The organism is Aquimarina callyspongiae (assembly GCF_034322225.1).
GTDB lineage: Bacteria > Bacteroidota > Bacteroidia > Flavobacteriales > Flavobacteriaceae > Aquimarina.
On sequence record NZ_JAXLPA010000002.1, the window covers coordinates 138,387 to 154,451 of the forward strand.

Consider the following 16,065-nt stretch of genomic DNA (forward strand, 5'->3'; position numbering starts at 1 on the left):
TTAAAATATGCGTGCATTGGTAATTTCTGGAGGAGGCAGTAAAGGAGCTTTTGCAGGAGGTGTTGCACAACATTTAATTGAAGACTTAGGTAGGAAGTATGATCTCTTATTAGGAACATCAACAGGAAGTTTGCTGGTGTCTCATTTGGCATTATCCAAAATCAAAGAAATTAAAGAGTTCTATACTTCAGTAAATCAATCATCTATATTTAGAAATTGCCCTTTTATAATTAAGAAAAAAAGAGGGTATGATAATATCAGCATTAATCATTTTAATGTTTTGGGTAATTTATTAAAAGGAAGAAAATCTTTTGGTGATAGTAGAAATTTAAGAGATCTAATAAGTAATGCTATATCTAATGAGGATTTTGAAAATATTAAATCTGGAGATAGTGATGTAGTGGTTACTGTAACTAATTTGTCTGCAAATGTTGTAGAATACAAATCGATTAGAGATTGTACTTATGAAGATTTTCTGGATTGGATTTGGATATCGTGTAATTATCCACCGTTTATGAGTCTTGCGAGAAAAAACAATTGTGATTATGTAGATGGCGGATTGGGATCAATGGTACCTATAGAAGAAGCCATTAGAAGAGGAGCAAAAGAGATAGATGTGATCGTATTGGAGACAGAAGTAAATTATATAAATCGTATGCCGACAAAAAATCCTTTTTCATTGATTACCAATATGGTTAATTTTATGATGGACCAAATTGAATCTCAAAATATTCGAATAGGTAAATTTCAAGCGTTACAAGAAGACGTAACCTTGGACTTATATTACACACCAATAGTATTGACGACAAATTCGTTAATTTTTGATAAAGAGAAGATGACCAAATGGTGGTCCAGAGGATACGAATTTGCAAAAGAAAAAAACACATCCAACCCCTTATAATATGCGAGCACTAGTAATTTCTGGAGGAGGTAGTAAAGGAGCATACGCTGGTGGCGTAGCTCAATACCTGATACAGGAAGAAGGCAGGAAATATGACCTTTTTCTGGGAACCTCTACAGGAAGTCTATTAATTCCACAATTGGCATTAGGAAATGTTGATAAGGTATATGATATATATACCAATGTAAATCAACATACCATTTTTAATGTTAACCCTTTCGTTTTAAGAAAAAAAGGAAATCGAGAATTTGTATCTATAAACTTTTTTAGCACCTTACTTCAGTTTTTAAAACGTAAACGTACCTTTGGAGAAAGTAAAAATCTTAGAAGAAACATAAGAAGAAACTTTTCTGAAGCAGAGTTTGAAGCAGCAAAAAAAAATGTAAAAGATATTGTGGTCACCGTATCTAACCTTACCAGAAATACTACTGAATATAAATCTATAAATGATTTTTCTTATGAGGATTTTTGTGACTGGATATGGATCTCCTGCAATTATGTACCTTTTATGAGTTTAGTTACTAAAAATGGGTGCGAATATGCTGATGGAGGTTTTGGATGTATGGTACCAATTAGAGAAGCTATACGAAGAGGAGCCACAGAAGTAGATGCTATTATTCTGGAATCTGAAAATATGGAACATAATAAAGTCCTGGGTAAAAATCCTTTTTCGTTAATGGTCAATTTGTTTAGCTATATGTTAGATCAGGTAGAAGGACATGATACTGTAGTTGGTAAATTAGCAGCTATTAATAAGGAAGTTCCTTTAAACCTTTATTATACACCTTCTAAGCTTACAGAAAACTCATTGGTTTTTAATAAAAAGCTAATGAGTAATTGGTGGAGGCAAGGGTTTGATTATGCTGCAGAAAAAGCAAAACAAGCCGAAGAGAATAAAATCAAGGATATTGATATGGCTGGTTAGTTTGACTAGTTGTTTTAGAAAATCGAAAGTATAAAAAAACCGAATGTGCCAACATTCGGTTTTTTATTAACTATTCAGAAATTTATAAAGAATATTTCATGAATTTTTTAGACATTTTATTGTTGATCACTAGAAAATAAAGACCTTCTTCAAGATTGGTTGTATCAACCGATGTGACAAGGGTATTATGCTTAGTAATAATTTGTCCCAGCATATTTACAATTTTTACACTATAAATATCCATAGATTCATCTAATCCATTAATATAAAGTGTTTTGTTAGTAGGATTCGGATAAATAGATATATTTTGTGCTATATCAGGTGTATCTATAGAAAGTGTTTCTATAAGAAGACCTTCTGAAATAGAACTACATCCTGCTGCATTAAAAACTTCAAGAGTGTATAATCCAGGTTGTTCTGCAAAATAACTTTGATTAGTTGCTCCAGAAATAGCTTGCCCATCCAGGTACCATTGATATCCAGAATACTGTCCTGTTGTTGTAATCTCATAAGTATCCTCGTTAAGAGCAATAGAAGGTATTTCTGGTGCTTCTGAAACTGTTACGGTAATCTCTGTACGACTATCAGTTTCACATTCTCCCAGAGTAGTGATTTGCCAATCATATAGATAATAATAAAAACCACTTGGATTACTAGAAGCAGTACTTTCTTTGATACTTACTACATTAGATACTTCATAAGGATAGTTAATATTTTGATTGTTTCTGAATAGGTCAGCACCTTCAGTAAAACCTATTTGCATATTATTTCCTGAAGGGATCGTTAAATCAATATCAATAATGTTTTCACCATCAGGGATATTAATAGTTTTAGTACTTAAAATATCACCATTAGCATTTTTTAGTTGTAATGTTCTGTCTTTTGTTCCTTGAGCAGAAACTTTTACTTTTTTTAATAAAATAGATTCTACAGCATCAAATACCAGAAAGAATCCTCCACTATGAATATCTCCAGAATTAGAATCAATATTTTCAATTCCCACGTTGGTATTAATAATAGGTTTTGTAGTTCCTGATACATAATAGGTTTGATTCTGTGTTAATGCAGGAGTGTCATAGGTGTTTCCGGTAGTAATAATAGAACCATCTTGCGCCTGGTCATACCAGATATACCCATTACTTCCAGATAGAGTTAGAGAAGCAGATGATCCACTACATACTGTTTCATTAACACTATCGGGTAGGGATGCTATGGTTATATCTACAATATTGTTTTTGGTATTAGTATCGCTACCTACATCATTTGTAACAGACAATGACACTGTATATTGACCACTATCTGCATAGGTGTGTTCTGGGTTTTGAGAAGTTGAGGTCGTACCATCTCCAAAATCCCATAAATAAGAACTTACAGTATTGATTGAAGTACTTCTAAAAGTTGCGATATCACATTCTATAATTACTTCAAAATTTGAAACAGGCGGTTGATTATTATTACCTGGAGTATAAGAACCCGAGATAGAATAAAAACCTATTGAAGAATAGTCAGAATATCCGGTGAATACATCATCTTCACCAACACCATCAATCTCTATAAAATATGTACCGCCAGCTAGATCTGTAGAAATGCTTGCACTTAAATCCTGATAAGGGTTAGAAGTAGCTACTTCTTCTCCTAAAGCATTAAGAATCCTGGCTTCAATATTTAGGTTAGGGTAGTGGGGATCTGGCTGAAAATCAAAATTGACAGCTCCTCCTGCAGTCACAAAAGAAAATACATCATTGTCCTCACGTGTAGCAATCAATCCTGAATTTTGAGATGCATTTACATTACCATCAGCATCGACAAGTAATTCGCTGGCTTCAGAAATAACATCACCATGATCATCCTGATTATACCCTACACCATTACGGGTTCCAGATATAATTCCGATATCATCTTCGTTTTCTGTAGCATTAGCATATTCACCACGACTCCAGTGACCAATAGGTTTACTTGCACTCCAACCCATTATAGGGCTCCATTGTCCATGTCCTGCGTAATAAGTATTTCCTGGTTCTCCATCGTGAGATAATCCTAAAGTATGACCTACTTCATGAGAACCTGTTTCTCCGGCAGATCGAGTTCCAGAATTATAGGTCCAACAAGGATCATCATAGTTGTTAGAAGAGAAAGAATTGAGATAAGCAACACCACCTGAACCTGGAGCTGCATCAGTAGTAGGAGTGAAGATACACATCATTCTACGATTTTGTGGGGCAGCTTCATAAATTGCCCTATTGGTGGTGATATTAATATTAAAAGGCCTAAAATCTTCTGCCATAATTCTCCAGATTTCAGTAATCTTCTGATCACTAAATCCTGATGGTTGAGCATTGATGGTTCCTCCACCTACCCATCGCGTACCGCTTACTACCTCTCCATCAAAGTCAAGGTATACGGTTCCGATAGCACCAGGAAGACTTTGTAAGTCAGGAACTTTTCCTGAAAAAGTTCCTGTATCTTTTTCTTGCTCTTCTACTTTGTCGAAATCAAGACATAGTACCTGATTGATGTCTACTTCTTTGATATAAAGATCATTGTTGTCTCCAGAGTAATATCGATATGCTTTTTTCTTATTTAGTAATATAATTTCTCCTTCAATGATACCTTTATTTTTGGATATGCTGAAGGTTGAAGTACTTAGGTCTCCAATCAATCCTATGACAGAATAGTTCGTTGGATCTCCTTTTTTAGAAGTGATGAGACCTTTGAGAGTCTCCGTTTCTGATATTTTAAGTGTAATAGCGTTAGATTTTAGTGTCATTAATGTTTGACTAAAATCATTTTCATTTCCTAATGAATAAGAAGTTTGTTCTTGCGAAAAGATTGTTTGATTTACAAAAAATAATAAAAATATAATTGTGTAAAATGAGGGAACGTGAATCTTTTCCGTTTTTGGTTTATCCCAAAACAGCTGATGAGTTAATCTTAAGGGTTTCATTTTTTGAGTTTGTGTGTAGTTAAGTTTTTTTTAGGTTTAAAAATTTAGTTGATAAAACCGTATAACTACTAAAACATTAATTTATTACCTTGATTAAAAGTGTGTTATAGTTAATTAAGATAAAATTATGAATGGTAATATTTGCTATTCCTACTCTTTTATACCTACGGATTGCCCGTAGAATAGGAAATAGATAAATCCTTTGTAGGAGGTGTTGTAAGATTAATTTTAACATTATTTAAGACTACTTTTTTTAATCAGAAGAAGATGTTTTTGAGATTTCTCCAGATCCAAATTCAAGAATATTTATATAATATCCTTGAGTATTTCTTAATAATGTATAGAAAAACTTTAGAATAAGAATTTAAAACAATAAACTACGTGATATAATTTTACAATAGATCAGAGACTTCATTTCTGATAAAAACTAGTGCAGTATCAGTAGGAGCACCTTTTTCTATTAATTCGGTAAGAATTGATTCTCTCATTTTATCAGCAGAATCTATGTCATCATTCAAGCCAGATTTTCGAATCATAGCGATAGCTCCATTTTTTGAAGCTTTGATGATATTCCAACATTCATCAGTAATATAAATCTGTTGCGCCAAGTTATGTTCAAACTCTTGCTCAATAGTACTTATTAATAAGGATTCATAACTCTTTTTTTCTTGATCAATGGGAGCAATTCTAGTAAGCAATTTTCCTGGAGAAATTCGTTCCATAAATAATGCCATACGTTCATATGCCTGAAGCCTTAATGGGAGAGATTGCTTTTGGTTCTCTCTATGTAATAAAAACCTTCGTCTTCTTTCTTCATTTGAGGTGTGCAATTTAAAGAAGGCAAAAGATAAAACTGCAACAAATAATGCAGGTATTAGAGATAATATTAAGGGAATGATTTCTATTTCCATTCGTTTATTTTATTGTTTTAATACTTAGAGTTTATGACTAACTTAGAATAGAGCAATTTTAAGATAATTATTTGTATTGACCACCAAGATACGTACAATCTTTTAAATCTTGATTGCATGTATATTCAACAGGAGTTTTTGAATATTTAAAAGAGTCTTCAAGCGTCTTTGTAAGTTCGCCATCATCTACATTAAGATCTACATCACTCATCTTAAATTGACAAGGATGTTCATATCCGGCAGCATGGGTTATTTCAACAAATTCTTTTCTAAATGTTTTAAAATACTGAGATAACCTATCAGATTTTAGAGGAATATTGATTCCGTTTTGTAACCATTTACTTTGAGTCGCAATTCCACTAGGGCATCGATTGGTATGACAAATCTGTGCCTGAATACAACCAATACTCATCATGGCTTCTCTTGCAACATTAATACAATCTACTCCCATAGCAAAAGCCATTGCAGCTTTGGCAGGAAAACCTAGTTTACCACTACCTATAAATACAACACGTTCTGTGAGATTGTGTTTTTGAAAGATTTTATAAATTGCTGTAAATCCATATACCCATGGCAAGGATACATGATCAGCAAAACTTGGAGGTGCAGCTCCTGTTCCTCCTTCACCACCATCTATGGCAATAAAATCAGGTCCTCTATTACTTTTTGCCATTAATTCTGCTAATAACTCCCATTGTTCAGTTTTACCGATTGCTGCTTTAATACCAACTGGTAACCCGGTTTCTTCGGCAATATCTTCTATAAATTGTAATAGTTCAGGAACGCTTGTAAAAGCGGTGTGCGCTGATGGAGAAAGTACATCTTTTCCAACTTGTACACCTCTAATTTTTGCAATTTCGGGAGTTATCTTAGCTCCCGGAAGTACGCCTCCTTTTCCAGGTTTAGCTCCTTGTGAAAGTTTTATTTCTATTGCTCTGATAAATGGGTTGTTCTGTACCAGTTCCTTTATCTTTTTCATAGAGAAATTTCCATTTTCATCACGAACTCCAAAATACCCTGTTCCGAAATGAAAAACGACATCACCGCCATTGCTATGATAAGGAGAGAGACCACCTTCTCCCGTGTTATGATAAGCATTAGCTTTTTGAACACCAATATTAAGAGATTCTATAGCCTTTGCTGATAGTGACCCAAAACTCATAGCAGAAACATTAATTATAGAACCAGGTCGATAAGGTTTTTTACGTTGATTGTGTAATCCCATAACCTTTGCGCAGGGTAAAAACGTTTTATCCGTTTTATTAGGATGTTTCTTATCCATTTTAAACGGAATCATACAGTTTTTTACAAAAATATGTTGATGAAGGTAAATATCTCTATCGGTTCCAAAACCTTCATAGTTATTTTCGTTTTTAGAAGAGGCATATACCCAACTTCTTTCAATTCTATTAAATGGAAGTTCTTCTCTATTATTTGCTACAAAATATTGACGTATTTCTGGCCCTATACTTTCTAACATATATCTTAGGTGACCAATAATAGGAAAATTATGACTTATAGTATGTTTACGATTAAAAAAGATATCTCTTAAAGCAATCAAAACAAGGACTATAAGAATCCATATCCACCATGAAACAGAGCCTAAAAAATCAAGAATACTTTCCATTTTATTTATTGTGCATTAAGATAATCAATAGCTATTTGAGACATTACTTTTACTCCTAATAACAGACCACTTTCATCAATATAAAAATCTGGGGTATGATGAGCAGCTGCTTTTTTGGTACCTTGAGATTTACCTCCAAGGAAGAAATAAAAACCAGGCACTACTTCTTGAAAATATGAAAAATCTTCACCACCTGTAGTTGCCTTTGATAATAGTACATTTTCTTTTCCGGCGACACCTTTTATGGTAGGTAACATTTTTTGAACCAGATCGGGATCATTATAAGTAATAGAGGTGTTATTCTGAAACTCTATTTTGGCTTCACCGCCATAAGCTTTTGCAATTGCAGGAACCATCTCATTCATTCTTCGAATAATTAATTCTCTCATTTTAGGATCTAAAGTCCTTACGGTTCCTATCATCTCTGCACTTTCAGGAATAATATTAAACCGTACGCCACTAGTTATTTTACCTACGGTAATTACAGCTGCTTCATCTACTAAAGGAGATTCTCTACTGATAATTGTTTGAAGGCCATCAATAATTTTAGCAGATATTAATATAGGATCTACTCCTGTCCAAGGAGCAGAACCGTGTGTTTGTTTTCCTTTAACATTGATAACAAAACGCTCTACCGCTGCCATCGTTCCTCCTGGTTTATAACGAATCATTCCTACAGGAGTTCCTGAGTTAATATGTAAACCAAAAATTGCATCTACATCAGGATTTTTAAGCACCCCTTCTTTAATCATTAATTTTGCACCACCTTCTTCTCCTGGTGGTGGACCTTCTTCTGCAGGTTGAAAAATGAACTTAACTGTACCTTTGATTTTATCTTTATTCTTACTGAGAACTTCTGCAACCCCCATTAATATAGCCGTATGAGTATCATGCCCACAAGCGTGACTAACTCCTACTTCGGTATCAAGAAATGTCGTTTTTACTACGGATTTGAAAGGAACATCAGTACGTTCTGTTACCGGTAAGGCATCAATATCTGCTCTTAAAGCTACTGTTTTTCCTTCTTGTTCACCTTTTAAGATTCCAACAACTCCAGTTTTAGCAACATTTTCTGTAACCTCCATCCCAAGATCTTTAAGATGTTTTGCTATTTTTTTTGCAGTTTCAAATTCGCGATTAGAGAGTTCAGGATTTTGATGAAAATCTCTTCTCCATTCGATTACTTTATTTTCTAATCCTTCTGCGATTGTTTTGACTTTAGGGTCAATTTTCTGAGCTTGTACACCACAGAAAATAAGGGAGATTATGAATAGGGTAAATTGCGTACGTCTTTTCATTGGGTTAAAAATTAATGAGTCTATAGTTATTGTTTTGTAGTTGCACTAAAGCTGTCATTGCCGATAACGCAAATTGTATTTCGGGTAAAACATCTTTTTTTATAATCTTACGGTAAGCCGCAGTTTGGCCACATAAAATAATTTGAACACCTTTTTCTGATAGAGCTTTTATCAAAGGAGCGTTGGGGTTATCAATACCGTACTTCTTCTTATACATTTGATTATTTAAAATATCAAATGCTGCTGAACCATGTATAACTAAAGCCACTTTTAAATTTTTAAAAGGCACTCCCGATTCTGTATGCATATTAAGATATCTGGCAGCAGTATTTATCAATGGATTTACTTTTGTACTATCGTTAAAAGAACGACCAATATCAAATACAGCTTTTAGATCACTATGAATATCCGTTTTAAAATCAGGGGCTTGTACCTGGTAGGTTTTTCCATATTCTGATATTATTTTACCAGGTATAGGTTTTGATTGACCAAGTGCAAATAGTGGTAATAAAATTACAACTAAAAAAGAGTTTGTGTGTTTCAAGTTTTAATTTTTGGCTCCTAAAGATATTCAAAAATCTATTAAAGGAAAGTTAAATTAGATTTTGAATCCGGTTTAAAATACTTAAAGCATATTTCCAAAGAGGGAAATATGCTTTAAGTATTTTAAAATAAATAATTTAAAAATTACCTTTTTATATATTTTCCTATAGGTTTATTATTAATAAGAACCATATACAATCCTTGTGATAAAGCAGAAACATCCATTTCTGAATTTGGAGTAGTTTCTAATATAATTTGTCCATAAGAATTTACAATTCTCAAAGTATGTTGATTTACTGTAAGTCCATCGATATGTAAAATATTATCATCATTGTTCGGGTTAGGATAGTATCTGAAGACACTTGTTCCCTGACTTAAGTTTAATTGAGAAAGGTCAATATTAAAAACCTCAGAAACACTGTTGCAACCTACTTCGTTAAAAACTTCAATGGTATAATCACCAACATCTTCTGGTAGATATTCTGATTGATTAGCATCTGTAATAGCGATGCCATCTAGATACCATTGATATGAGGCGTGTTGAGTGTCAATAGATAAGTTTTGATCAGAGTTAATAGAAACTACTGGTTGCGCAGGATTTTCAGAAACTATGGCTTGTACAGCAGTTCTTGAAGTTGTTAAACAGTTACCAATAGCTCCAGTAACATAGTACGTTTGTGTTTGATTTAACTCCGGAGTTTGATAAGTGGCTCCTGTAGCCAATAGATTACCACCTGTAGGTGAATCATACCATTGATATTCATTACTTCCTGACATAGTAATAGAAGCGGATTCTCCTGTACAAATATTTTGATCTTCAGCAATCGGTTGTCCAGGAAGGTTGATAGTGATAAAGTCTACTTTTTCATTGGTGTTTTGTCCGGCAGTATTAGAAGTGGTAAGTGATACTGTAAAAACACCACTTGCATTGTATTGATGTGTAGGATTTTGTTCATTAGAAGTGACCCCATCACCAAAATTCCATAGATACGTATCTACATTGTTTATTGTTGTACTGGTAAAAGCTACTGTAGAGCAATCTGTTTGAGCTTCAAAATTAGAAACTGGTGGTTGATTATTATTTCCGGGAGTATAATTTCCGGAAATGAAATAATTACCTAAAGATGAATAATCTGAATATCCATTAGCAAGTGTTCCTTCTCCAACACCATCAATTTCTATAAAATAAGTACCTCCTGTAAGATTAAGATCAAAAGAAGCATTTAATCCAGCTGGATCAGAGATTTCTACTTCTTCTCCAAGAGCATTTAATAGTCTTGCTTGTATGTTTAGATTAGGATAATCAGGATCCGGATTAAAGGAGAAAGATACATTTCCTGTTTCGGCCACAAAAGAGAAAATATCTTTATCACTACTCATACTAATAAGTCCAGAGTTTTGAGTTGAAGAAACGTTTCCATTTGTTTCTACCACTATTGGGGTTGCTTCTGTAATAACATCTCCGTGATCATCATCTTGAAAACCGACGTTATTTGATGTTCCTGCAATAATTGCAATGTCATCCTGAGTTTGATTTGCATTTGTGTATTCTCCTTTACTCCAATGACCAATAGGTTTACTGGCACTCCAACCCATTATAGGACTCCATTGTCCGTGTCCTGCATAATAAGTGGTTCCTGGTACACCATCGTGAGATAATCCTAATGTATGACCTACTTCATGAGATCCAGTTTCACCAGCTGCTCTCGTTGATAGGTTATATACCCAGCAAGGATTATCGTTATTTGCTCTAAAAGACCATAAATAAGCAACTCCACCAGAACCAGGAGCAGCATCTGTGGTAGGTGTGAAGATACACATCATTCTACGGTTTTTTGGAGCAGCATCAAAAAGATCTCTTCTGGTTGTTATATTGAGATTAAAAGGTCGAAAATCCTCGGCCATTATTTTCCATATCTCTGTGATCTTTTGATCAGAGAAGTTAGGTGATTGTGCATTAATTGTAGCTCCTCCAAGCCAACTGGTTCCAGATACAACTTCTCCATCAAAATCCAAATAGATAATACCTGGTGCTCCGGGAAGACTTTCTAACTGTGGGGGCATTTTTGAAAATGTAGCTCCAGACTTTTCTTCTTCTGTATTTGTAACGTCTTCAAAATCTATACATAAAACATCATGAATATCAGTTTCCTTGAGATATACTTTGTTATCTACATCGGTAAAAATTTTAAAAGCTTGTTTTAAACCTTTTAAAATAATGGTTCCTTCTAATGTGTTTTTGTCTTTAGTAATAGTGAAGCTTGATAATTTTTGTTGATTAACAGTTCCTATAAATGTTTGGCTCTCATTTTTCTGAACATGTATGTTAAGTTTTAAGTTTAAAGAAATTTGATCCTGAAATGTAAGAGTGAGGGCTTCTGATTTTTTTGAAGCCAACAAACTATTAACAAATGTGTCTTGATTTTCTGAAATTAATTGAGAAGTGTTTGATTGACTACAAACAAAGGTGCTATTAATCATGACAATGACCAATAGCAAATGCTTTAATAATTTAATATTATTCATTTGATATAAGGTTAAGTTTTGTGGTTCAAAAATTGGGAGGAGGTAAAGTTAAGTATTTTTTTAACGTAAAAACTCTCAGACGCTATCTTTTTAAGATAACACTGAGAGTTTTCGGCAAAGGAATTTTTGATTTTATTATGAAATACTTAGGATTCTTTCTAAGGGGATTATTGTAGATTTTTTAAGAATTACCTCTTTATCAGTAATTCCCCAAATGGTAGTTTCTACTCTTTTGAAACCTTGATCATCTACAAAGATGATTCTTACTTTTTGATGTTCAAGATTACCAAGAGAAAGAGCTCGTTGTAATTCAAAAAAACGATCAATCTGATCTTTTCTTTTATTCAAAACATCTTCTTTTGGGAAGTTTAAAAATCTAATTTGTTCTTTTTCAATTGGTTGTACGTTTGTGTTTGGGGCCATAGTATCAGAATTATGTTAGTGTTTTTCTCCTGAGTTGATATGTTTTTAGGATTTTGATTTTATCAAATATAGTGTATTTTAACTTATAATTATGTATTTCAACGATATTTTTTGATAAAACTTATCAACAAAGTAAGAAAAAGCTTCTTCTGATAAAGAATAAATTATTCTAATTTATTTATAGCCAATAAATGTATCTTTTGCTTCTAAAACAGCTGTTACATACTTTTTAAATTCATCATATTCTTTAATTGGTATGTTTTTTAAATCTGTTTTGGATTCAATACTGACTTTTAAATGATTTGACTTTATTAAGGTATAATCTATTTTAAATGAATGGTTCTTATATGTATAAGATTGATTTTTGGGTATTTCTGTAAATTTTTGATTGGGTTCAATATGCACATTATAATGAGTAATATAATGATCAATAGTTTCATATTGGATATATTCAATCGGATATTTTCTATTTTCAGTATTTATGATATCACTACTATATGCATTGGTTATTTTAGGAAGTTGAATAATTTTGGTTTCTCCTATTTTATTAATCTTTTCTTTAGAAGTTACTAATAAATCAAAATTGAGATCATCTTTTTTAGAATTAGATTGTACTTGATAAACAGTATCAATCTTAATATTAGTACCTAATGTAGACCCAAAAGTTTCTTGCACACTTTTCTTGAGTGTTTCATAGCTTGGTTCTTTAAATAAACCTTTGTAATAAGAAGAAACTGAACCTTTAAGGGATGATTGAATTTTGAAACTTTGTAAATTCTCTTTTATGTTCACATCAATTCTGTTTGTGAATACAGATGAGGTTCTGGATACATTCTTTAATTTAAATAGATCATATTTTTTTGTGTTACCTGTGGTGATAAAAGGAATTTCTAGAGCCGTAGCATTTTGTAATGAGATAGGTAAAGATTTAAAAGGAAGATGTTTATCGGTTAGTTCAAGAAATTGTTCTTTACCGTCTATCATAACTTTTACAATACAATGATTAAAATTTTGATTAGGAAGCACCATTGCATTTTGTCCATAGTCAGAAGTAAGTATAAGAACCAGATTAGAAGCCAGCCCGGCTTTTTCTGCAAGTGTAACAAATAGGGTAGAGAAATCTTTACAATCACCTAGTTTTGTTAGGATAGTTTTAGAAGGTTTTTGTGGGATGTATCCACTTTGTCTAAAACTCACGTGACTATAATTCATAGTTTTCATGATATATTCATAAATCCTTTTGGCAATTTCTTCTTGAGTTAAAGATGCAGTTCCTTTAGGGAAAATAGTATTAAATGTTTTTTCTACTTGTGGGTTAAAAATCATTTGTGATCTTACCAAATCCGAATACCAAAAGGCAATATCATTCCAACTGGAGATTGTACTAAGGTGTAAATACCTGGCTACATCTACATCACTGGGCATATAATACTCACTTTGACTTAAAGGGGTATTGTTTTTAAGACTCCAGTTGTAGATGTCATAATCATCTTTGGTCTCTTTGGTATATACTACATCTCCATTCATTACCTGGTATTGTATTTTTCTTCCTTTAGGAGCAAGCAAAATATACTTGGTCTCTACACAAGGATGGTAAGAATCAAATTGGTAATAGTCTATAAAATCTCTATAAAACCTACCGCTACCTCTAAATCGAGTTTCATAATTAATATAAATTACGTCACCAATTTCCAGGCCGTTAAAAACAAATTTGGAACCACTTTTTTCTGCTGGGATAATAGATCCATCAGACTTTATAATTTCGGATTTTATGATAGAATAACTTCCTGAAAGCCCAAGATCATATTCTTTAAAACGTTCTACTCCTGTTGTTGATGTGATTTCGTAAATAAAAGAACTATTAGATTTACCTCCACTTTCGGGATATAGTAGCATAACAATTTCGTCTAACAGGATATTAAAGCCATAGCTGTTATTTAATTCTTTTCCTCTTGTTGTATTAATATATTGATATCCATCTTTTGTAGTATAGGATTCAATAATATCTTTTTTGTTAAGTAGATCCTGAATCTTTTTTCTTAGAGAAGAATTGTTACTGTTATGCGATAATGATTTTTGATATGCAGCTAAAGCTTCATCTTTTCTTTTTAATTGTAACAATGCATCTCCTTTATATTTATACATTTTATAGGAGTATGGATAGTTCTTTAAAGCTTTTTCTATATAAGGTAAAGACTCTTTATATTTTTCATATTTATGGAGTTGTCTGATAAGGTCTTCTGCTAAATAGTTATCGTTTATCAGAGGTTGATACATTTTTTTGAGTATTGATAATGCCTTATCCTGCTTATTTTGTTTATTGTAAATTCGAGCTAATTTCTTTTTAGAAGAGTAATCAAAGTAATTATTCGTTATGTATTCCAAAACTTCTAATTCTTTGTCATTATCTCCCAAAACTTTAGAATATAAAGCTGTGTATGCATTCAATATTTTTATCCATTTTTCTTTTTTGGCTATTTTGATTAGATCGTCAAGCTCCTTTTTAATTTGTGTTTTATCTGATTTTCTAACTGCCAGAATGATATTGGTAGAATGAGACATTATTTTATAATCGGTCGCATTGGATAACTTATTAAAGAACTTCTCAAGACTTTCAATATCCATTCTAGAAAGTTTAGATCGATCTCTAAACTGGTAAAGCAATGATAAATAGTATTCTTCATCGTCCAGTTCTAGATTTTTTACCAACTCTTGTAGCGAGGTTCGATCTTCTTCAAACTCATAATTGATAATCATTAGTTTTCTTATGATCGAACTTTTTGGGTAGTTCTTTAATATTGGAGTTAGATACTTTTTGGCTTCTTCGTACCTCGCGTTTCGGATGTATGTATGAATCAAACAATAGGTATAAAAGAAATTGTCAGGTGATTCTTTTACTTTGTTTAAAAAAAACTCCTCAACAGTATGGGTTATTTTTACAGGATTGATATCCTTGATAGTACTCTTGTTATACTCGCTATAAGTATCGCTATAGTTTAAGTCTTGAATAGGATACCCTTTTTTATCTGTAATTCTGGCAATAAAATAACTAGCACTATTACCTTCAGCATTTTTGATAAGTAATCTGTTATTGCCTTTAGGAATATTAATTTCAACATTATAGGCGTCTAAATCTGTTATTACATCTTTAGTGTTTTCATAAATAACAATATCATTTAGCCAAACTTTGAAGTTTCCAGAATTTCCTAATCTTAAAAAAACTCTTTGGTCATTTGAAGACTTAATAAAAGTCTGAGCATAATTTACACCATACCCATATTCAGAATGATTAGTAAAGAATTGATATGCTTCTTTTTTAAGCTCAGTAGGTGTATACCAGTTAACAAAACCATTGCTATTGGCATTAAAATCTTCTGTACTTATCGCATTCTTTTCTGGAGCATAAATAATATCTAATCCGCTATTATTTAAATTTTCAAAAACACCACAGAATTGCCATTCTCTTATGGCAGTTAATTTTTGTTGGTTTTCATAATATTTATCCCAATCATTTTGAAATCGTGCAACTACAGAATTTAGATAGATAAGCGCTTCTTGTATTGTTTGATTTTCTACTTTTTTAGAAGATAATTGCTCAACTGCATTAATATTACTAAGGTTGAATCCTGATTTTAAGTAATCATTGAATAAAAACTCTTTGTTCCATAGAGCATATACATAATATTGATAATCTTTGAAAGAGGTTAAATTGCCTATAAAATCTTTAGGAGGATTAAAAATACCATCCTCAGCTCTTAAGATTTGTTCTGTAAGTAAGTGTTCAAGATTATTCTCTTTTGAAGGTTTTTCTTGAAATAATTCAATAGCTTTTTTTCTGTTATTGAGTAAAACTTCGTTCCAATAATTATCAAAAGATTGAGCAAACGTATTGCAAAAAATAAGTGCAGAAAGCACTGTAAAGAAGTAATATTTCTTCATGATTCTGTAGGTTATATTCCGATTACTA

10 protein-coding genes are annotated in these 16,065 nt (G+C 32.3%); 2 read left to right on the forward strand and 8 right to left on the reverse strand.

Going from position 1 to position 16,065, the window contains the following annotated elements:
* The first annotated feature begins 7 nt into the window (after positions 1-7).
* Positions 8-901 carry a patatin-like phospholipase family protein gene (locus tag U0D62_RS07705; protein WP_322195163.1) on the forward strand — a complete coding sequence of 298 codons (894 nt, stop codon included), beginning with the start codon at positions 8-10 and terminating at the stop codon, positions 899-901.
* Position 902: 1 nt separating this feature from the next.
* The gene (locus tag U0D62_RS07710; protein ID WP_322195165.1) at positions 903-1,826 is read left to right on the forward strand and encodes a patatin-like phospholipase family protein; all 924 of its coding nucleotides are present in this window, start codon (positions 903-905) and stop codon (positions 1,824-1,826) included.
* 82 nt (positions 1,827-1,908) lie between these two features.
* Here U0D62_RS07710 and U0D62_RS07715 read toward each other — a convergent pair whose 3' ends face one another.
* From U0D62_RS07715 to U0D62_RS07750, 8 genes are all read right to left on the reverse strand, one after another.
* Positions 1,909-4,770: a PKD domain-containing protein gene (locus U0D62_RS07715; RefSeq protein WP_322195167.1), complete on the reverse strand. Its 2,862-nt coding sequence runs from the start codon at positions 4,768-4,770 to the stop codon at positions 1,909-1,911.
* 392 nt (positions 4,771-5,162) lie between these two features.
* On the reverse strand, positions 5,163-5,681 hold the full coding sequence (locus U0D62_RS07720; RefSeq protein WP_322195169.1) for a DUF7935 family protein: 519 nt from the start codon (positions 5,679-5,681) through the stop codon (positions 5,163-5,165).
* A 67-nt stretch (positions 5,682-5,748) separates the two neighbouring features.
* The gene (locus U0D62_RS07725) at positions 5,749-7,308 is read right to left on the reverse strand and encodes an FMN-binding glutamate synthase family protein (RefSeq protein WP_322195171.1); all 1,560 of its coding nucleotides are present in this window, start codon (positions 7,306-7,308) and stop codon (positions 5,749-5,751) included.
* 5 nt (positions 7,309-7,313) lie between these two features.
* Complete coding sequence (locus tag U0D62_RS07730) at positions 7,314-8,606, reverse strand: amidohydrolase (RefSeq protein ID WP_322195173.1); 1,293 nt, start codon at positions 8,604-8,606, stop codon at positions 7,314-7,316.
* 4 nt (positions 8,607-8,610) lie between these two features.
* Positions 8,611-9,150 carry a DsrE family protein gene (locus U0D62_RS07735; RefSeq protein ID WP_322195175.1) on the reverse strand — a complete coding sequence of 180 codons (540 nt, stop codon included), beginning with the start codon at positions 9,148-9,150 and terminating at the stop codon, positions 8,611-8,613.
* A 143-nt stretch (positions 9,151-9,293) separates the two neighbouring features.
* A complete protein-coding gene (locus U0D62_RS07740) occupies positions 9,294-11,675 on the reverse strand; it encodes an Ig-like domain-containing protein (RefSeq protein ID WP_322195177.1) in 2,382 nt (793 codons plus the stop codon).
* A 135-nt stretch (positions 11,676-11,810) separates the two neighbouring features.
* Positions 11,811-12,098, reverse strand: a complete 288-nt coding sequence (locus U0D62_RS07745; protein WP_322195179.1) for a hypothetical protein — start codon at positions 12,096-12,098, stop codon at positions 11,811-11,813.
* 174 nt (positions 12,099-12,272) lie between these two features.
* Positions 12,273-16,037 (reverse strand): DUF3857 domain-containing protein, encoded by a 3,765-nt coding sequence (locus tag U0D62_RS07750; RefSeq protein ID WP_322195182.1) that lies wholly within the window; start codon positions 16,035-16,037, stop codon positions 12,273-12,275.
* Positions 16,038-16,065: the final 28 nt, after the last annotated feature.